18 protein-coding genes are annotated in these 19,134 nt (G+C 47.8%); 11 read left to right on the top strand and 7 right to left on the bottom strand.

Going from position 1 to position 19,134, the window contains the following annotated elements; genetic code table 11:
* The first annotated feature begins 168 nt into the window (after positions 1-168).
* A complete protein-coding gene (locus NEA10_RS20020; protein WP_252663115.1) occupies positions 169-327 on the top strand; it encodes a hypothetical protein in 159 nt (52 codons plus the stop codon).
* Here the strand turns inward: NEA10_RS20020 and NEA10_RS20015 are convergent.
* Together NEA10_RS20015 and NEA10_RS20010 are read right to left on the bottom strand one after the other, a co-directional pair.
* Positions 315-512 carry a type II toxin-antitoxin system RelE family toxin gene (locus tag NEA10_RS20015; RefSeq protein ID WP_252663114.1) on the bottom strand — a complete coding sequence of 66 codons (198 nt, stop codon included), beginning with the start codon at positions 510-512 and terminating at the stop codon, positions 315-317. The genes NEA10_RS20020 and NEA10_RS20015 overlap by 13 nt on opposite strands.
* Complete coding sequence (locus NEA10_RS20010) at positions 505-732, bottom strand: hypothetical protein (protein WP_223304052.1); 228 nt, start codon at positions 730-732, stop codon at positions 505-507. The genes NEA10_RS20015 and NEA10_RS20010 overlap by 8 nt, the downstream gene beginning before the upstream one ends.
* Before the next feature lie 400 nt (positions 733-1,132).
* Here NEA10_RS20010 and NEA10_RS20005 point away from each other — a divergent pair, with 400 nt between their 5' ends.
* Positions 1,133-1,363: a hypothetical protein gene (locus NEA10_RS20005; RefSeq protein WP_252663113.1), complete on the top strand. Its 231-nt coding sequence runs from the start codon at positions 1,133-1,135 to the stop codon at positions 1,361-1,363.
* Between the two features lie 232 nt (positions 1,364-1,595).
* On the opposite strand, the gene NEA10_RS20000 is transcribed toward NEA10_RS20005, so the two are convergent.
* Positions 1,596-1,874, bottom strand: coding sequence for a hypothetical protein (locus NEA10_RS20000; protein WP_252663112.1), 279 nt, complete (start codon positions 1,872-1,874; stop codon positions 1,596-1,598).
* Positions 1,875-2,085: 211 nt separating this feature from the next.
* Between NEA10_RS20000 and NEA10_RS19995 the strand changes: the two genes are divergently transcribed.
* The 9 genes from NEA10_RS19995 to NEA10_RS19955 all read left to right on the top strand — a co-directional run bounded on the left by NEA10_RS19995 (position 2,086) and on the right by NEA10_RS19955 (position 14,516).
* Positions 2,086-6,039, top strand: a complete 3,954-nt coding sequence (locus NEA10_RS19995) for a CHAT domain-containing protein (protein ID WP_252663111.1) — start codon at positions 2,086-2,088, stop codon at positions 6,037-6,039.
* Positions 6,040-6,179: 140 nt separating this feature from the next.
* Positions 6,180-6,374: a hypothetical protein gene (locus NEA10_RS19990; RefSeq protein WP_252663110.1), complete on the top strand. Its 195-nt coding sequence runs from the start codon at positions 6,180-6,182 to the stop codon at positions 6,372-6,374.
* Positions 6,375-6,522: 148 nt separating this feature from the next.
* Positions 6,523-11,301 (top strand): CHAT domain-containing protein, encoded by a 4,779-nt coding sequence (locus NEA10_RS19985; protein ID WP_252663109.1) that lies wholly within the window; start codon positions 6,523-6,525, stop codon positions 11,299-11,301.
* A gap of 33 nt (positions 11,302-11,334) precedes the next feature.
* The gene (locus NEA10_RS19980) at positions 11,335-11,685 is read left to right on the top strand and encodes a hypothetical protein (protein ID WP_252663108.1); all 351 of its coding nucleotides are present in this window, start codon (positions 11,335-11,337) and stop codon (positions 11,683-11,685) included.
* Between the two features lie 8 nt (positions 11,686-11,693).
* On the top strand, positions 11,694-12,059 hold the full coding sequence (locus tag NEA10_RS19975; protein WP_252663107.1) for a hypothetical protein: 366 nt from the start codon (positions 11,694-11,696) through the stop codon (positions 12,057-12,059).
* A 40-nt stretch (positions 12,060-12,099) separates the two neighbouring features.
* Positions 12,100-12,423, top strand: a complete 324-nt coding sequence (locus tag NEA10_RS19970; protein ID WP_252663106.1) for a nucleotidyltransferase domain-containing protein — start codon at positions 12,100-12,102, stop codon at positions 12,421-12,423.
* Positions 12,420-12,797: a HEPN domain-containing protein gene (locus NEA10_RS19965; protein WP_252663105.1), complete on the top strand. Its 378-nt coding sequence runs from the start codon at positions 12,420-12,422 to the stop codon at positions 12,795-12,797. Before NEA10_RS19970 ends, NEA10_RS19965 begins: the two co-directional genes overlap by 4 nt.
* Positions 12,798-12,801: 4 nt before the next feature.
* Positions 12,802-13,032 carry a hypothetical protein gene (locus tag NEA10_RS19960; protein WP_252663104.1) on the top strand — a complete coding sequence of 77 codons (231 nt, stop codon included), beginning with the start codon at positions 12,802-12,804 and terminating at the stop codon, positions 13,030-13,032.
* Positions 13,029-14,516 (top strand): hypothetical protein, encoded by a 1,488-nt coding sequence (locus tag NEA10_RS19955; protein ID WP_252663103.1) that lies wholly within the window; start codon positions 13,029-13,031, stop codon positions 14,514-14,516. The genes NEA10_RS19960 and NEA10_RS19955 overlap by 4 nt, the downstream gene beginning before the upstream one ends.
* A 104-nt stretch (positions 14,517-14,620) precedes the next feature.
* Here NEA10_RS19955 and glyQ read toward each other — a convergent pair whose 3' ends face one another.
* The 4 genes from glyQ to dnaK form a co-directional block, all read right to left on the bottom strand.
* Positions 14,621-15,508, bottom strand: coding sequence for a glycine--tRNA ligase subunit alpha (gene glyQ, locus NEA10_RS19950; protein WP_252663102.1), 888 nt, complete (start codon positions 15,506-15,508; stop codon positions 14,621-14,623).
* 133 nt (positions 15,509-15,641) lie between these two features.
* Positions 15,642-16,007 carry a DUF1818 family protein gene (locus NEA10_RS19945; RefSeq protein ID WP_252663101.1) on the bottom strand — a complete coding sequence of 122 codons (366 nt, stop codon included), beginning with the start codon at positions 16,005-16,007 and terminating at the stop codon, positions 15,642-15,644.
* Complete coding sequence (locus NEA10_RS19940; protein ID WP_252663100.1) at positions 16,000-16,965, bottom strand: DnaJ C-terminal domain-containing protein; 966 nt, start codon at positions 16,963-16,965, stop codon at positions 16,000-16,002. Before NEA10_RS19940 ends, NEA10_RS19945 begins: the two co-directional genes overlap by 8 nt.
* 141 nt (positions 16,966-17,106) lie before the next feature.
* Positions 17,107-19,107: a molecular chaperone DnaK gene (gene dnaK / locus NEA10_RS19935; protein WP_252663099.1), complete on the bottom strand. Its 2,001-nt coding sequence runs from the start codon at positions 19,105-19,107 to the stop codon at positions 17,107-17,109.
* Between the last annotated feature and the right edge of the window lie 27 nt (positions 19,108-19,134).

Below are 19,134 nucleotides of genomic sequence, written 5' to 3'. Positions count from 1 at the left end.
TGTAGCGGACTTGTGCATCAAATCTCTAAAATAGCGGGTTTGGGCAAAAGAAACCGGTTTTCTGGCAGCATCTGGTGTTCCTTCACCAAGATTTAATAAAGTAACCCCATTTCAGAGACTCAGAAACGGGGTAAAATCGGGGTGCTATTCCCTACCCGGTGCGCGGCTATGGATGAACAACGAGTGCAGGCTTATCTCTCCCTGATTCCAGAACTCCTCGAATGTCCCAGTGGGGAAGCACTGCAAATCATCAACGGTCATCTGGAGTTGGTGGATGAGGGGTTTTGCCGATCACTAAGCTTATCAACTCATTCTCACCGCTCATAAGATTCACGGCGATGGGCGATCGCGATGACAAACACTTGGACTAATTTATCATCTATCGTATATATGACCCTGTAGTCACCTATACGATAGCGGTAATAGCCTGCATAGTCTCCTTTCAGAACTTTGATATTCGGGTGCGATCGCGGGAGTAGGGGCGAAAAATTTTTCGCCCCTACATCAGACATCAGAGCGGAGGTTTCTCCAACTTGTGTACTGGTTCTTCGGGGTTGCGTGATTTTGCTTAACTCGCTCTAGCAATCCCGGAATTTCTAAGAGTTCTTGGGTTGCACTCTCGCTTTCAGCATTAGCCAAATAAGCGGCAAAATCAGCCAGAACCCGTAATCGCTCAGGGGATAGTTGCTTGAGTAAATCATTCAGTTGACTCTGTAAATCTGTTACAGACATTGGAGCCGCTGATTCTCTATCCTGGATTGGGGAATTATCCATAGTACCCATTGCCGACGTCTCGCTTTTTAAGGTTCAGTCTCTATTCTAGGATAACTCAATCCAGGGGAATATGCCTGTTATGGCTACTGTACAAGATGCGTGAGGTGGATGACTGGGTGCGTGGCTATGGATGAATCGCGATCGCAGACTGCTCTCTCCCTGATTCAAGAACTCCTCGTAAAAGGGTCTTCTGGATTTAGGGGTATAAGGAAAATTTATGGCAGATTACATCCGTTGCCGTAGGGGCATAACCCACCCCAACCCCTCCCAGGAGGGGATTTTTCGCCCCTACAATGTTGTATTCCATGCAACAAATCTCACCCTAGAGCCAGAAGACCCCGTAAACTAAAAAGCAATTATGAGCAAGACACAACAAGAAATAATAAAACAAGGCTATCAAGTCCTAATCAATTCCTTGGGAGTTGTTGATACAATCCGGTTTATTCAATACTTTACTTCGGGTCAAGGCGACTATACCCAAGAACGCCATCAGCTTCTCGACCAAACATTTTTAGATGAGATTCTGCTGACGATGAAAAAACAGCCAACAGACAACAGCACCCAATACGACGAAATAATTGATAATTGATAATTGGGTGTTCTGACAAAAGAAACCGGGTTTCTGGCAGCATCTCGATTCCTTCACCAAGATTTAATAAAGTAACCCCGTTTCTGAGTCTCTGGAATGGGGTAAAATGGGAGTGCTATCCCCTACCTGGTGCGCGGCTATGGATGAAGAGCGAGTGCAGGCTTATTTATCCCTGATTCAAGAACCGTTGATTGGCCAATTTTCGATAGAGAGTTCTTGGATAATGCCAAAATCAGACTGGTTGCACGTTAGGAGGGTGGCATTGTGAACCAGAGAAATGGCAGCAATTTTCAAGTCCATATTCAGCCGTTTTGCGCCATTCTTGTCCGAGTTGAATCACCGCTTCAAAGGTGGGGTCATTAGCATGACTCCCAGCAATGCCTTCCCACCAGGGTTGTTGTGGTGAGGTGACGGTGGCTAAGACTTGTTTAAGTTGAGTGAGTTCGATTTCCAAGCTGGTGACTCGTGCTTCGATTGCCGGGGGCTGATTTTGAGTAGGTTGCCGGGTCATAGTCAGGGTATAAGTTTTCAGGTAATTTGACTCTGTTGGATTATTATAACTCATCTTTTCGGGGAAGAAACCGGGCTTCTAGTCGCCGGAAAAGAAACGGAGTTTCTGGCAGCCTCTCTGTTCCTTCATAAAGATTTAATAAAGTAACCCGGTTTCTGAGTCTCTGGAATGAGGTAAAATTGGGGTGCTATCCCCTACCCGGTGAGCGGCTATGGATGAACAACGAGTGCAGGCTTATCTCTCCCTGATTCAAGAACTCCTGGAATGTCCCAGTGGGGAGGAACTGCAAATCCTCAACGGTCATCTGGAGTTGGTGGATGAGGGGTTTGTGCAGCTGTGCGAGTTGGTGGCGGCGCAGTTGCAGGAAGAGGGAGAGGAGAATCAGGCGCTGTTTTTGCGGAATGTGGCGCAGGAGGTGGGACAATATCTCAACACTCAAACCTCTGGGGTGGCGACGGGTGAGAGTCAAAGTCCGGGGATAGAGCAGGATTATTTCAGCTTTTTGATCAAGGTGTTGGAGGCGATCGAACAAAGTCAAGGTAATCCCCATGTGGTTTATCCTCTGCTGCAACAGAACCTAGATAAGCTAGATTTGACTTTGGCTGAGACACTGCAAAACTGGGCAAGTCAAGTTTTTGGGAAGGTTGAACCCAGCCAAGCCTATGCAATCGCAGGCGTTATTTTTTTACTTGGTAATTTAATTCAGCAGTTCTCGTTAGGGAATCGGGCTGATAATCTGGAAATTGCGATCGCCTCTTATGAGTCTGTCTTAAAAGTCTTTGCGCGTGAAGCTTATCCCGAAGATTGGGCAGGCGTTCAAAATAACTTGGCAATTGCCTACCATAACCGCATCAGAGAAGATCGGGGGCAGAATATTGAAAAGTCTATTCTCTGTTACCAATCTGCTTTAGACGTTTTTACTAAGACTGCCTTTCCTCTAAAATGGGCAATGGCCCAAAATAACTTGGGTGAAGCCTATCTATTCCAAGTTAAAGGAGAGCGAAGCGAAAATATTGAAAAGGCTATCACCTATTACGAGTCTGCCTTAGAAGTGTGTACCCGTCAGGCTTTTCCAGAACAATGGACAATGATTCAAACTAATTTGGGTAATGCCTACTTTTTTCGCCTCCGGGGAAAGCGAGAAGATAATATAGAAAAGTCTATAAGATATTGCAAAGCGGCTTTAGAAGTCTGTACACAGGAAACACTGTCTTACGAATGGGCGAGAAGTCAAAATACTTTGGGAAATTGCTATGTATTTCGCATTCGAGGTGAACGTGCCAACAATATAGAAATTGCCATTACTGCCTTAGAATTAGCCTTAAGGGTTCGTAAGCGTGAATCTTTTCCTCTCGATTGGGCGATGACTCAAAATAACTTGGGAAATGCCTATTTATTTCGTATAAAAGGCAATAAAGGAGACAATCTTGAACAGGCAATTTCTGCTATAGAACTCGCCCTAGAACTATGTACAAAAAACACTTTGCCTTATGAATGGGCACGAGGTCACAGTGGTTTAGGTAATGCGTACTTGTTCCGAATCCGGGGAGAACGTCTAGATAACCTAGAACGGTCTATTAGAGCTTCTGAATTGGCCTTACAAGTTTACACCCGCGAGTCTTTTCGAGAAGAGTGGGCAACAACCCAAAATAACTTGGGGAATGCCTATCTATACCGCATTCAAGGGGAGCGAGCGAAGAATCTAGAAAGAGCTATCACTTTCATGGAAGCAAGTTTGGAAGTCTATACTCGTGAAGGCTTTCCTGAACAATGGGCAACAACCCAAAACAACTTGGGGGTTGCCTATCTATCCCGCATCCGGGGAGAGCGAGCGAATAATCTTGAAAGGGCGATCACCTTTTTAGAAGCGAGTTTACAAGTCTTTACTCGTAAAGCCTTTCCTGAACAATGGGCAAGGACTCAAAATAACCGGGGTGAAACCTACCGTAATCGTATTTGTGGGGAGCGAGCGAAGAATCTAGAAAGAGCTATCACTTTCATGGAAGCGAGTTTAGAAGTCTATACTCGTGAAGCCTTTCCTTACGAATGGGCAAGGACTCAAATGAACTTGGGCAATGCCTACCAAACTCGTATTGAGGGAGAGCGAGGGGATAACCTGGAGATGTCGATTGCCTTCTTGAAGGCTAGTTTAGAAGTCTATACTCATGACAACTTTCCTGAAGATTGGGCAAAGACTCAAATGAATTTGGGGAATGCCTACCAAATTCGCATCCGGGGAGAGCGAGGGGATAACCTAGAAAGAGCTATCACTTTCATGGAAGCGAGTTTAGAAGTCTATACTCGTGAAGTCTTTCCTTATGAATGGGCAGGGACTCAAATGAACTTAGGGGAAGCCTGTCGTAACCGCATTCAAGGAGAGAGAGCGGAGAACCTGGAGAGGGCTATCTATCTATACCAAGAAGCGCTGGAAGTCTATACTCGTATTTCTTTTCCCCAAAACCACACAGAAACTCTCTATAACTTAGGACTTGTCTATCGAGACCAATACTACGACTACACCCACGACATTGAAAAGAAACAAACGGCTCTCGAAAATGCCTACAGTATCTTTGACCAGGCACTAGATACTGTGGAATTGCTCCGGGGTGAAATCACTTCTGGGGATGAAGCCAAACGGAAACTGAATGAACAATGGAATAAACTCTATCTCTGCATGGTGGAAGTGTGCCTAGAATTGGATAGATACACCGACGCGATTGAGTACGCAGACCGCAGTAAAGCCCGCAACTTAACTGAACTCATCGCCACCCGTGACGCCTACTCAGGCGGAGACATTCCCGCCGAAGTCCGCCAACGGTTGCAAGAACTCCGTCAAAAGATTTCTGAAGAAGACCGCCGCCTCAAACAAGACCCCAACCCCGACTATACCCACATCAACCAACTGCGGGAAGAATTCCAAGCCAAATATCCCTATAAACCGTTGAAATTCTCGGATATTCAATCTCTGCTGGATGATGAAACCGTCATCCTAGAATGGTATGTCCTGGATGATAAATTCCTAACCTTCACCCTCACCAACCAAAACCTTCACCTCTGGACATCTTCCCAGGAAGACCGACAAAACCTCATCGACTGGACAGTTGCCTATATTGACGACTATATGGACAACGGCAGCCAATGGCGAGAAATTCTCCCCCAACACCTCGAACAACTCCCCAAAATCCTGCACCTGGACGAAATCCTGCAAAATCTACGACAAAACTTCCCCAACTGCCAAAAACTCATCCTCATCCCTCACCGTTTCCTGCACCTGTTCCCCCTCCACGCCTTACCCATTACCACAGAAGACGGTAAGACCTACCTACAAGACCTCTTCCCCAAGGGAGTTGCCTACGCCCCCAACTGCCAAGTCCTCAAACAAGCCCAAAACCGACAACGCCCCCACTTTAACCGCCTCTTCGCCATCCAAAACCCCACCCAAGACCTCCAATTCACCGATATGGAAGTCGAAGCCATCCAATCCCTGTTTAACCCCCACCAAGTCCTCAAACATGACCAAGCGGAAAAAGCCGCCCTTGATGCCGAAACCCTGAAAAATGCCCACTGTACCCACTTCTCCTGTCACGGCTATTTCAATTTTGAAGATGCCCTCAAATCCGCCCTCATCCTGGCTAAAAGCGAATTTACGCCCCCGCCGCCAACCGATGACCCCAGTCGCTATCTGCCCCTGAAAGACGACAAACTCCTCGACCTGCAAAAATGTCTGACCTTAGAGGATATCTTACGCCTTGACCTGACCAACTGCCGTCTCGTCACCCTCTCCGCCTGCGAAACCGGTATCACCGACTTCACCTCCACCAGTGATGAATATATCGGCCTCCCCAGTGGCTTCATTTTGGCGGGTTCTCCCAATGTGGTGAGTACCCTTTGGGCGGTGGCGGATATCTCGACGGCGATTTTTATGATTCAGTTTTATCAAACTCTCCAGCAGTCTGACCTGTCCGTGGTTTTGGCGTTGCGACAGACTCAAACTTGGTTGCGGGAAGCGACGGTGCAAGATTTGTTAGACTGGATTGAGAACTGTGCCGTGATTAGCCCAGAAGGACGGGAGGAAATAGAAGATATAATAGATTCCTATCCTCTTGACTATAAGCCCTTTGACTCTCCCTACTACTGGGCGGCATTTTGTGCCATTGGAGCGTAACATCTAAGAACTGTCTAACAGGAGTGATAAGCTATGACTCCCGAACAACTACCGTTTCCTAGGAGAAACCCTCATCCTAATTCGTAGTCCGGTGGGGTGGCTGATTGAGGTTTTATAGGAGTAGTAAACAGGAGTTGTTGATGATGAACGCATTAGAGTTAAGAGAAAAGGGCTATCAGATTTTAGTCAGTCATTTGGGACAGTCTGATGCGATTCGCTTTTTGCAACAAATGGGTTGGGGACAGGGAGATTATACCCAGGAAAGGCGCGAGGTTTTAGAGTCTGTGACGCGGGAGGAGTTTTTGGAGGAGTTACGCAAAGTTAGGAATCTTTAGCTACCCAGTTTCTGGGTAGTCGGGCAAAAGAAACCGGGTTTCTGGCAGCATCTGGTGTTTCTTCACAAAGATTTAACAAAGAAACCCGGTTTCTGAGGTTTGGGAATGAGGTAAAATCGGGGTTCTATCCCCTACCCGGTGCGCGGCTATGGATGAACAACGAGTGCAGGCTTATCTCTCCCTGATTCAAGAACTCCTCGAATGTCCCAGTGGGGAGGAACTGCAAATCCTCAACGGTCATCTGGAGTTGGTGGATGAGGGGTTTGTGCAGGTGTGCGAGTTGGTGGCGGCGCAGTTGCAGGAAGAGGGAGAGGAGAATCAGGCGCTGTTTTTGCGGGATGTGGTGCAGGAGGTGGGACAATATCTCAACAGTCAAACCTCTGGGGTCGCGACGGGGGAGGGTCAAGCTCAGGGGACAGAGGAAGACTATCTCAACTTTTTAATGCAGGTTTTGCAATTGACTTCAGATACTGGAGGTAATCCGTCTATTATTTATAATTTTCTTGAACAAAATTTAAATAAAATAGGAATAAATTTTGCTCAAACCTTGCAAATGTGGGCAGCTCAGGTACTGCACAGGGTTGAAGACGAAGAAAATCTTAAAATTGCTGGCGTTATCGGTAGTTTTTCAAACTTAATTCATGATTTCCCAATAGGCAACCGAACAAACAATCTTGAAGTTGCGATTGTAGGATATGAAGTTATTTCGAGTTTTTTTCAAAAAAAAGGACATACTAAATTATGGATTATTACTCAAACCAGACTGGGTAACGCATACAGTGATCGAATAGAAGGTAAGCGATCTGAAAATATTGAGAAGGCGATCAATTGCTATAAAAATGCGTTAACACTTTCCGATAAAAAATCTTCAATTCGAGAATTAGTTGATCTAAACAATTTCCTAGGTTGTTCCTATTCCAATCGTGTTCAAGGAGATAAATCAAATAATATAGAGCAAGCTATTATGTATTTTCAAGAGGCATTGCAAATTTGTAGCCGAGATCAGTTACCTGAAGATTGGGCAATGATTCAAAACAACCTAGGACTTGCCTACAGTGATCGTGTACAAGAGGAACAATCTGAGAATATAGAAGCCGCCATTATGTGCTACCAAGCTGCTTTAGAGATCTTTACTTGTCAAGCCTTTCCTGAAAAGTGGGCTGTGCAGCAATATAACTTGGGAAGTGCCTACTCGGAACGTATCCAGGGAGAGCGAAGAGACAACTTGGAGCAAGCCATAACTTGCTATGAATTGGCATTAGAAGTGTATATCTGTAGTGCCTACCCCGAAAGATGGGCAATAACGCAACATAAATTAGCAGACCTATACAACAACCGTATTCAAGGAAAGAAATCTGACAATCAAGAACGGGCTATAGCTTACTGTGAAGCGGCATTGGAAGTGTACACATTTAGTGCCTATCCCGAACAATGGGCAGCTACACAACATAAGTCAGCAGGTGTATATAAAGACCGTATCCAAGGAAAGAAATCTGACAATCAAGAACGAGCTATAGCTTATTATGAATCAGCATTAGAAGTGTACACATTTAGTGCCTATCCTGAACAATGGGCAGCAACTCAATATAACTTGGCAGGTATATACAACAACCGTATCCAAGGAAAGAAATCTGACAATCAAGAACGAGCTATAGCTTATTATGAATCGGCATTAGAAGTGTACACATTTAGTGCCTATCCTGAACAATGGGCAGCAACTCAATATAACTTGGCAGGTATATACAACAACCGTATCCAAGGAAAGAAATCTGACAATCAAGAACAGGCTATAGCTTATTATCAAGCGGCATTGGAAGTGTATAGCCGTAGTGCCTATGCCGAACAATGGGCAATGACGCAACATAACCTAGGACTTGTTTACTCGGAACGCATCCAGGGAGAGCGAAGGGAAAACCTGGAGCAAACAGTAGCTTATTATGAAGCAGCATTGGAAGTGTACACATTTAGTGCCTATCCCGAAAAATGGGCAATGACGCAAAATAGCCTGGGACTTGTCTACTCCAACCGCATCCAGGGAGAGCGAAGGGAAAACCTGGAGCAAGCAATAGCTTACCATGAAGCGGCCTTAGAAGTAAGAACCCGTAGTGCCTATCCCGAAAAATGGGCAATGACTCAACATAACCTGGGACTTGCCTACTTCAATCGCATTCAGGGAGAGCGCAGGGAGAACTTGGAGCAAGCAATTGCTTACTATGAAGCTGCCTTAGAAGTATATACCCGCAGTACCTATCCTGAACAATGGGCGGAAACGCAAAATAACTTGGGCAATACTTACCTGTATCGCATCCAAGGAGACCGAGGGAAGAACTTGGAGCAAGCAATAGCTTACTATGAAGCAGCTTTAGAAGTAAGAACCCGTAGTGCCTATCCCGAAAAATGGGCAATGACGCAAAATAATTTGGTAGCTCTATACAATAACCGTATCTACGGAAAGAAAGCTGAGAATCTAGAACAAGCAATAGCACACAATGAAGCTGCCTTGGAAGTGTACACCCGCAGTGCCTATCCCGAACAATGGGCAGCCACACAAAATAATTTGGCCATTTCCTATTTATCTCGTATTCGAGGAGAGCGATTTTCTAACTTAGAACAGGCGATTATGTACGCTGAAGCTACCTTGGAAGTTTATTCATCAAGTACCTACCCCGAGGAATGGGCAAGAACACAAAGCAATTTAGCCAATATTTACTGCGAGCGAATTCGAGGAGAACAGACCGAGAATCTAGAACAGGCAATAGCATATAATAAAGCTGCATTAGAAGTATATACTCGCAGTGCCTATCCCGAACAATGGGCAATGACGCAAAATAACCTAGGAGTTGCCTATCTATCACGGCTTCGAGGAGAACGAGGTAAGAACTTAGAAAAGGCAATATCTTGCTACAATTCTGCGTTAGAAGTCAGAACTCGTATTGCTCATCCCGAACAATGGGCAGAAACTCAAATTAACTTGGCAAATGTTTACATTAGGCGAGTTCAAGGAGAACGAGCCGAGAACTTGGAACAGGCAATTTCCTTTTGTGAAGCTGCTTTATCCGTTTACACTGCCAACATTTTTCCTGAGCAACGGGCAAGGACGCAAAATAACTTGGCAAATGCTTACGGTCAGCGCATCCGAGGAGAGAAAGCGGAGAACCTGGAGAGGGCAATCATTTGTTCTGAATTTGCCTTAGAAGTCTATACCCGCGCTGCTTTTCCTCAAGAACACACACAAACCTTAGTTATCCTAGGACTAGCCTACCAAACTCAATCCTGGTGCTATAATGACTCCGTAAAAAAACAAACTGCCCTGCGAAATGCCTATAGGACTTTTAAACAAGCACTTAATACAGTGGAATACCTACGGGGTGAAATTACATCTGGAGATGAATCCAAACGTAAACTCAATGAAGAATGGGCTGGACTCTATATCGGCATGGTGGAAGTGTGCCTAGAATTGGGCAGATACACCGATGCCATTGAATATGTAGACCGCAGTAAAGCCCGCAACCTGACAGAACTCATCGCCACCCGCGACGCATACCCAGGCGGAGACATTCCCGCCGAAGTCCGCCAACGGTTGCAAGAACTCCGTCAAGCAATTTCTGAAGAAGACCGTCGCCTCAAACAAGACCCCAACCCCGACTATACCCACATCAGTCAACTGCGGGAAGAATTTCAAGCCAAATATCCCTATAAACCGTTGAAATTCTCGGATATTCAATATCTGCTGAATGATGAAACCGTCATCTTAGAATGGTATGTCCTGAATGACAAGTTTCTTACTTTCACTCTCACTAAGCAAACCCTTAACCTCTGGACATCTTCCGAGGAAGACCTGGACCAACTGATCGACTGGGGAAACACCTATATTGACGACTATATCGACAACAACAGCCAATGGCGAGAAATTCTCCCCCAACACCTCGAACAACTCCCCAAAATCCTGCACCTGGACGAAATCCTGCAAAATCTACGGAAAAACTTCCCCAACTGCCAAAAACTCATCCTCATCCCTCACCTTGCTCTGCACCTGTTCCCCCTCCACGCCTTACCCATTACCACAGAAGACGGTGAAGCCTACCTACAAGACCTCTTCCCCAAAGGTATCGCCTACGCCCCCAACTGCCAAGTCCTCAAACAAGCCCAAAACCGACAACGCCCCGACTTTAACCGCTTCTTCGCCATCCAAAACCCCACCCAAGACCTCCAATTCACCGATATGGAAGTCGAATCCATCCAATCCCTGTTTAACCCCCACCAAGTCCTCAAACATGACCAAGCCGAAAAAACCGCCCTTGATGCGGAAACCCTGAAAAACGCCCACTGTACCCACTTCTCCTGTCACGGCTACTTCAACTTTGAAGATGCCCTCAAATCCGCCCTCATCCTGGCTAAAAGCGAATTTACCCCCCCGCCGCCAACCGATGACCCCAGCCGCTATCTGCCCCTGAAAGACAACAAACTCCTCGACCTGCAAAAATGTCTCACCTTAGAGGATATCTTACGCCTAGACCTGACCCGTTGCCGTCTCGTCACCCTCTCCGCCTGCGAAACCGGTATCACCGACTTCACCTCCACCAGTGATGAATATATCGGCCTCCCCAGTGGCTTCATTTTGGCGGGTTCTCCCAATGTGGTGAGTACCCTTTGGGCCGTGGCGGATATCTCGACCGCGATTTTTATGATTCAGTTTTATCAAACTCTCCAGCAGTCTGACCTGTCCGTGGTTTTGGCGTTGCGACAGACTCAGACTTGGTTGCGGGAAGCCACGGTGCAAGATTTGTTAGAATGGGTTGAGAACTGTGCTGTGATTAGCCCAGAGCGACGGGAGGAAATAGAAGATATGATAGATTCCTATCCTCTTGACTATAAGCCCTTTGACTCTCCCTACTATTGGGCGGCATTTTGTGCCATTGGAGCGTAACATCTAAGAACTGTCTAACAGGAGTGATAAGCCATGACCCCCGAACAACGCCTTGCTGCTTTTTGGGAAATCTGGGAAACGAACCCCGATAATATTTTGGAAACCTCGGGAGCCATTCAAGGATTACCGACCCTCCGAGAGAGTTTAGTGGCTTGTCAAAATCAGTCAGATGCTGACGTGGCGGCGGAAATCAAAAAATGGTGTCGCTCTTATCCTAAGTTAACTCAAAAATTGATGGACAAAGTTGGGGAACGAAAGCTGAGAGGGGCGAATAATGATGGTCCCCAAACTGACGATCGCGCGGTGGTCAATCAATATCCTGAGATTACCCAAATCCTCCGAAACCGGGTTCCGAGAATGGGGACAAAAGAGGGTAAATCGTGATAATTTCTATGACTATCCTAAAAAATCATCCGGTTTGGGACAATTTATCAGAGGTAGTTAAGGGTATTGATGCTAATGCTCTAGTTTTGGAGCATTTAGCATTATGTGATTATCAAATATCCGGCTATTGGGATGAAAGCGATCGCTTTTATGAAACTATTACCCTCCCTCGTCCTCTGTCGCCCCAACTCATCAGCAGTGGGGTAATTTTCACCGGAGACAAACGCCGCATTCAACTGAAATTCACCCTCAATCTCGAAACTGCTAACCCTCCCATTTCTATCGCAGAACTGATGTTAGTCTATGATGAAAACCTAGAATTTGTTGATGAAAATTGGCAAATCGACCTAAACTCGGAATTTATTAAGGTTTAAAGGTCAACACCAAAATGAGGTTTCACCCAAACTTAAAACGATGAAACACCCAAATTTACCGGAAATTACAGAGTCCATTAAAAGTTGGTTTAAGGCTCATTATTCCGAACAGATTGTTCAGATTGTTTTATACGGCTCTCAAGCTAGGGGAGAAGCACAACCCGACTCAGATATTGACCTTCTCATTGTTATGAAATCTGCATTTAATTATACTGATGAAATCGAGAAAACCAGTCGCATAATTCAAGAGTTATCCTTGAAATATGACACTGTAATTTCCCGTTCTTTTGTCTCAGAGCAGCGTTTTGATCGAGAAAAAAGTCCATTTCTCTTAAATGTTCATAGAGAAGGAATTGTTTTATGACTGACGAGCAAAGATTACTACTAGAAAAAGCAAAACGTAGTTTGATGGGTGCAGATTTATTGGTAGAGAATAATCTTTCTGAACTCGCAACATCGCGTGCTTATTATGCGATGTTTTATATTGCTTCTGCCTTCTTATTAGCCAAAAACTTAAGTTTTTCCAGCCATTCTGCTGTAATTAGTGCTTTCGGTCGAGAATTTGCTAAGGATAATCAAAAATTCCGAGAATTTCACCGGGCTTTAATTGATGCACAGGATATGCGCAACCGGAGTGATTATGATTTAGATGTTAACATTACTGTGTCGGAAGCCAAAAAACAAATTCAAGTTGCTAGACAATTTATAAACTTTTGGGAAACTTACCAGGAAAATTAAATAGATGTCATCCCCAGCCATTCGAGACTTAGTAAATCTAATTGAATCCTTACCCCATACCGTTCAACTTCAAGTGATGAAACATTTACGAGACTATATCGCCGATTTACAGGATGAAAAACGGTGGGATACGGCGTTTAATCGGACTCAATCTGCCTTAGTCACCGCCGCACGTCAAGCCAAACAACAACGCGCCGCTGGACAAGCGACTCCCATGAATGATAATCAGTTATGATGAAAATTTTCGCCCCCAACCTCTATTTATGTGCGTATCATCTCCGCAAGGATAACACCCAGGGAGAAACACACCCCCTCTGGGAAAACTGCGATCGCCTCCTCGAACACTTCACCCCCAAACAACTCAGTCCCCAACTCCACCTCGGGGAACATCGCATCCTCCTCCCCCCACCCCAAACGGAGATTGACTTCAACCTCAGCGACGAGTCTAACCTGGAAGGCTTTATCCAACCCCTCCAACTTCAAGATAGCTATGGTGTCTTTTTCAACATTGGCTATGACGAAGAAAACGACCAAACGGAAGACGTTAACCTAGAGACATTACAACAGTTTAATCCCCAGAACCGTCTGCAATTTCCCTTCAGTCCCCGTTTCCTAGGAGAAACCCTCATCCTAACGGTTTGGTTAACCCGCCAAACCCGACAACAAGACCGCTCCTATCTCAAACAACTCGCCAACGGTTGCTATCAACACCTCTTCAACTGTTCCGACCCCCCCTTATCCCGTCGCGGGGAGTTATTTGGGAGTTCTATTTTTGAATATGGGAATCCCCAAAAACCCGATACATCTCCCCAGGTTCTCATCTGGCTATTTCGCGATGAAATTGCCGACCAAACTCTGCAAAACTGCTTTTTCGATATCTTTGACCTCTTCTTCTACCGCCACAAAGTCGTCAAAGCCTTTTACGACAGCCGCCACACCTATCAGAAGCTCAAGCAATACTATGATAGCTTAGACCCCACCTTAGACCATATCCAATCTCAACTCGATCGCGCCGAACCCAACCCCCAAGACTCCACCTATCTCCAAGACTTTAAGACTCAGTTAAAACAACTCTCCAGCGACTCCCTCAGCTACGATCGCATCCTGCGAAAAATGAAAGATTTATTAACGACAATCTACATAAATCGTAACAATTACAACAGCAAAATTGAGCAAATCTGTGCTACCCTGGGTAGTGATAAGGAAGAATTCTCCTTTTTGAGCTATTTCGGAGAAGAAACGGCGCGGCAATTTCAGCAACAAATCGAATCAGATTTAAGGTATTTTGACCAGGGAACCGGGTTAATCCGTCAGGCGATCGCCTCCATTCGGGCTATCGTAGAAATCGACCAAGCCCAATGCGATCGCATCTGGCAGCGTCGGGAGAAAAAGCGAGAGCAAGAACAACAGGAACAGGAGAAAAAAGCCGAAGCCAACGCCAAAGCCGAACAAGAACGACAACAAAAAGCCAACCAAGACTTACAAGACCAAATCCAAGCCGTGGGGGTCGGAATCGCCGCCGGGGCGATCGTCGCCTCCACCTCAGGATTAGCCAGCGAACCCTGGCAACTCCCCAGTAGCGATCGCCCCTGGCTTCCTCCCCACCCCTTTATCATCGCCTTACTAGCCAGTATCCTCTGTTCCCTGGGCGGCTGGTGGATAACCAAAACCCGAATTCAAAAACGGCGATCGCCCCCTCCTGGAGAGCCCAAGGAATAGGCACAGCTCCAGATGTATGGCGATTCTTTGGTGTAATTCCTTTAATATGGATGGTTGAAGCTGAGGAGCGATCGCCCCCCAACCCCAACCTCAACCCCGTTCCCTTACGCCGACTTGGCCAGCACTTCCTCAGCTAGAGGAAAGCCCAACTCCTCCCGCTGCTTGAGATACAAATGAGCCACCCGGCGGGCTAAATTCCGAATCCGACCAATATAACGAGTCCGTTCCGTCACCGAAATCACCCCCCGGGCATCCAGGAGGTTGAAGGTATGAGAACATTTGAGAACATAATCAAGACTCGGGACCACTAAGCCTCGTTGTGTCAGTTGTTCGGCTTCCTGTTCGTATAACCCAAACAGGGTAAACAACATCTCTGGGTTGGAGGCTTCAAAGTTATAGGTACATTGTTCAATCTCCCCTTGCAGGTGAACATCCCCATAACTGAGGTTGTCGGCCCATTGAATCTCGGTGAAGGCCTCCACTTCTTGCAGATACATAGCCAGCCGTTCTAAACCATAGGTAATCTCAATGGCAACCGGTTTGCAGTCAATACCGCCACATTGTTGGAAATAGGTAAATTGGGTAATTTCCATCCCATCTAACCAGACTTCCCAACCCACGCCCCAGGCCCCCAACGTTGGAGACTCCCAGTTATCTTCCACAAAGCGGATATCCCGATCTTCGGGGCGAATCCCTAGGGCCCGTAGAGAATCCAGATAGAGATCTTGGATATTGTCTGGGGAGGGTTTGATGAGGACTTGGTACTGATAATAATGTTGATAGCGGTTGGGATTTTCCCCATAGCGGCCATCCGTAGGGCGGCGACAGGGTTCGACATAGCCCACCGCCCAGGGTTCGGGCCCGATCGCCCGGAGGAAGGTATGAGGGTTCATGGTTCCTGCCCCCTTTTCCGTATCGTAGGGTTGGGCGATCGCACAGCCGCGATCGCTCCAAAACTGGTGTAGGGTCAGGATCAGGTTTTGAAAGTTCATCGCTACGGGGGTCAAAAATCAACGTCATCTATTGTGGCCTGTTGTGACCCCCTTTCAACAAGGAATTAGCGGTTGAGTTGATTGAACCAAGTCTGCAAGTCCTCGAAACAGCTGAACCTCGTCAGGGAAGCCTCTAAAACACCTCTATCATTTTCACCGCCTGAAGCAAATTCGGAACCACCTCTGGTGACCATTCTCCCTCACAGCGTCGTCCATGATTGAGAATTAGACGAATGCGATAGTTCCCTGGATAGCCATCAGCCTCCATCCAAAGGCGATCGCTCTCCACCTCACAGGTAATGCGTTCTTCATCCATTAACTCCGGGGTAATCGCCACAATCGTCTCACTCAGTTGTTGCAACAAGCGGCGAAACTCCTCAAACTCCGCCTCAGTTAACTCAAAAGCGAAATTATCCCCCCCCAATAACCCCACATAAGATCCAGCCTCTGGATGATAGCCCAGCCGCCAACCCGGGCCCTGTTTGAGAATCTTAGCCATCGCGGCGGGGATTAAAGGTTTCGAGCGATCGCAATTTCTCGTAGAGTTCCCGTTCCTCAGCACTAATCTCTGGGGGAGTGACAATTTGCACCTCCACCAACTGATCCCCTCGCTGGCCATCCCGTGTCAGATAGCCTTTCCCCGCCAAACGTAACCGCTGTCCTGACTTCACTCCCTTGGGAAGTCCCACCTTAACCAAACCATCTAAGGTCTTCACCTCCACCTTAGCTGCCAATACCGCCTCGGAGGGTGTCACCGGAACGGTACAGACAATATCCGCCCCTTCAATGCGGAATAAAGGATGAGGGGCAACGGTAATCTTGAGATATAAATCCCCCCCTTGATTGCCCTGGCCCTTGAGACGAATCCGTTGCCCCGTCACCATTCCCGGGGGCATTGTCACTTCGAGCGATCGCCCATCCTCCAAACGAATCCGCTCCCGGCCACCGCTATAGGCTTTCTCCAGGGGTAATGTCAGCAACGCCTCCACATCCTGGGGGGCCGGGCGCGAGACAGTATAAGCTGTCTTGGTAGTGCGGGTGCGGAATGCCTCCGGGCCATCCACCCGTAGGCGTGTCCCTGGGGGCGGTTGGGGAGTGCTGCGGGCATTGGGACGACGATTGAGGAGATCATCGAGGAAACTATTAAAGTCCGCATACTGCTCGAAACGGGCATCCGCTGGGGCAGTACTGCGGGGACTGCGAGCCACCGGTCGCCGTTTGGCTTTCTTCTGATTGAGGAAGCGGCTGAACTGGTCGTATTGACTGCGTTTAGCTGAATCGGACAGCACGTTGTAGGCTTCCCCGATATCCTTAAACCGTTCCTCAGCTGACTTATCCCCCGGATTCATATCCGGGTGGTACTTCCGGGCTAGTCGCCGGTAGGAGCGTTTAATTTCCTCAGTTGAAGCATCTCGGGGAACTCCCAATATTTTGTAGTAATCGCGGAAGTTTTGCATTAGGGGAGATCAGGGAACAGGGAACAGGGAACAGGGAACACCGAAACAGGGGCGTAGGGTGTGTTCCGGCTTCAATCAAGGTTGGGCGACGACTCCATTAAAACTTGCCGGAACGCACCGCCTTGGTATCGTCTTGCCGACTTAGAACCAATCATCGTCGTCGCCCCAATCTTCATCATAGGCATTCGTGCGCGACATCCGAGAGATGCGATCGGGGGGTGGACCGCGACGGACGGGGCGGCGCTCCTCAAAGCCATAATTGGGATCGTCATCGCCGACAATGGTGCGCCGGATATTATCGAAAAAGCCTTCCCCTTTGGCTTCTAGGGAGTATTCTGAAACCTCCCGTGTTAGTTCATAGAGAGCATCCTGCAAACTAGCAGAGGCTAAGTCTAAGCCTCGTTCATCGTTGCGGGCGAGACTATCTCGGAGTTCTCGCACTAGGGCTTCGACGCGGCGGCGTGTCCCTTGGGCAAAGGATAGCCCAAAGTCCAGGGCTACCGAACGTAACTCCCGTTCAGCCCGGGCCGCTAGGGCTTCGGCGCGGTTGCGGCGATCAACTTTCTCGCGACGGAGGCGATCGGTTTCGGCGAATTTGTCCGCCTGACGGATGGCGTTTTGGATTTCGGCTTCGTTGAGAGTTGAGGCCCCTTGCACCGTGATGCTCTGTTCTCGGCCCGTGGCGCGATCAAGGGCGCTGACTTGTAAGATGCCGTTGGCGTCAATGTCGAAGGCCACCTGGATTTGAGGAACTCCTCGCGGGGCTGGAGGAATCCCCGTTAACTTAAAGCGGCCCAGGGACTTGTTATCAGCCGCCATCTCCCGTTCCCCTTGGGCGATATGAATTTCCACTTGACTTTGGTTATTTTCTGAGGTGGAGAAGATATCCGATCGCCGTACGGGAATGGTCGTGTTACGTGGAATCAGTTTTTTCATCACCCCGCCGACGGTTTCCAAGCCCACCGAAAGGGGCGTTACATCCAATAATAAGACATCGGCAATTTCTCCATCCAGGATTCCCGCCTGAATCGCACCGCCAATCGCTACCACTTCATCGGGGTTAACGTTCTGGTTGGGGTCCTTGCGAATTAGATTGCGCACCAAATCTTCTACCATGGGCATTCGCGTTGAACCGCCCACCAGAACAATTTCATCGATTTCTCGGGGATGCAACCCCGCATCAATCACCGCCTGTTTCACCGGTAAGCGTAGACGACGGAGTAAATCGCCACAGAGGCCCTCAAATTGACCGCGACTGAGACGGGTTTCAATGTGTTTGGGCCCGTCCTCCGTGGCCGTGATGAAGGGCAGATTAATATCCGTGACGCCGACACCACTGAGTTCGATTTTGGCTTTCTCGGCGGCTTCGGTGAGCCGTTGTAGGGCTTGGCGATCGCGCCGTAGATCGATTTTTTCCGTCTCTAGGAACTGTTCGGCCAGGTAATCGACAATTTTCTTGTCAAAGTCATTCCCCCCCAGTTGGGTATCGCCGCTGGTGGCTTTGACTTCAAACACGCCATCGCCGACTTCCAACACCGAGACATCAAAGGTTCCTCCCCCTAAGTCAAACACCAAAATGGTCTGACTGTCAGCCCGATCTAAGCCATAGGCCAGCGAGGCGGCGGTGGGTTCGTTGAGAATCCGTTTCACCTCCAACCCAGCAATTCGTCCTGCGTCTCGGGTGGCTTGGCGTTGGGCATCGTTGAAATAGGCAGGAACGGTAATCACCGCCCCGGTTACCTCCTCCCCCAGATAGCGTTGGGCATCATCGGCGAGTTTCCGTAGAATCATGGCCGAAAGTTCTTCTGGGGCAAAATCCCGCTTCATGCGAGGACAGGCAATTTTGACGTTGCCAAAGTCATCACGGCGGATGGTGTAGGGAACTCGTTTCGAGACTGGGTCTAATTCACTGTATTGGCGTCCCACAAAGCGTTTAATGGCATAAAAGGTATTTTGCGGGTTAAGGACGGTCTGACGACGTGCTAGCTGTCCCACAAGCCGTTCTCCATCCTTGCTGAAGCCCACGACTGAAGGGGTCGTCCGCATTCCTTCTGCATTAGCAATAACGACGGGTTTGCCGCCTTCCATCACAGCAACAACTGAGTTTGTAGTGCCTAGGTCAATGCCGACGACTCTTCCCATGATGCTCTTGCTATCTCCTCGTCGATT

It is taken from the genome of Phormidium yuhuli AB48, from assembly GCF_023983615.1.
Taxonomy (GTDB): Bacteria; Cyanobacteriota; Cyanobacteriia; order Cyanobacteriales; family Geitlerinemataceae; genus Sodalinema; species Sodalinema yuhuli.
This window is presented reverse-complemented; position numbering and strand designations above follow the sequence as displayed.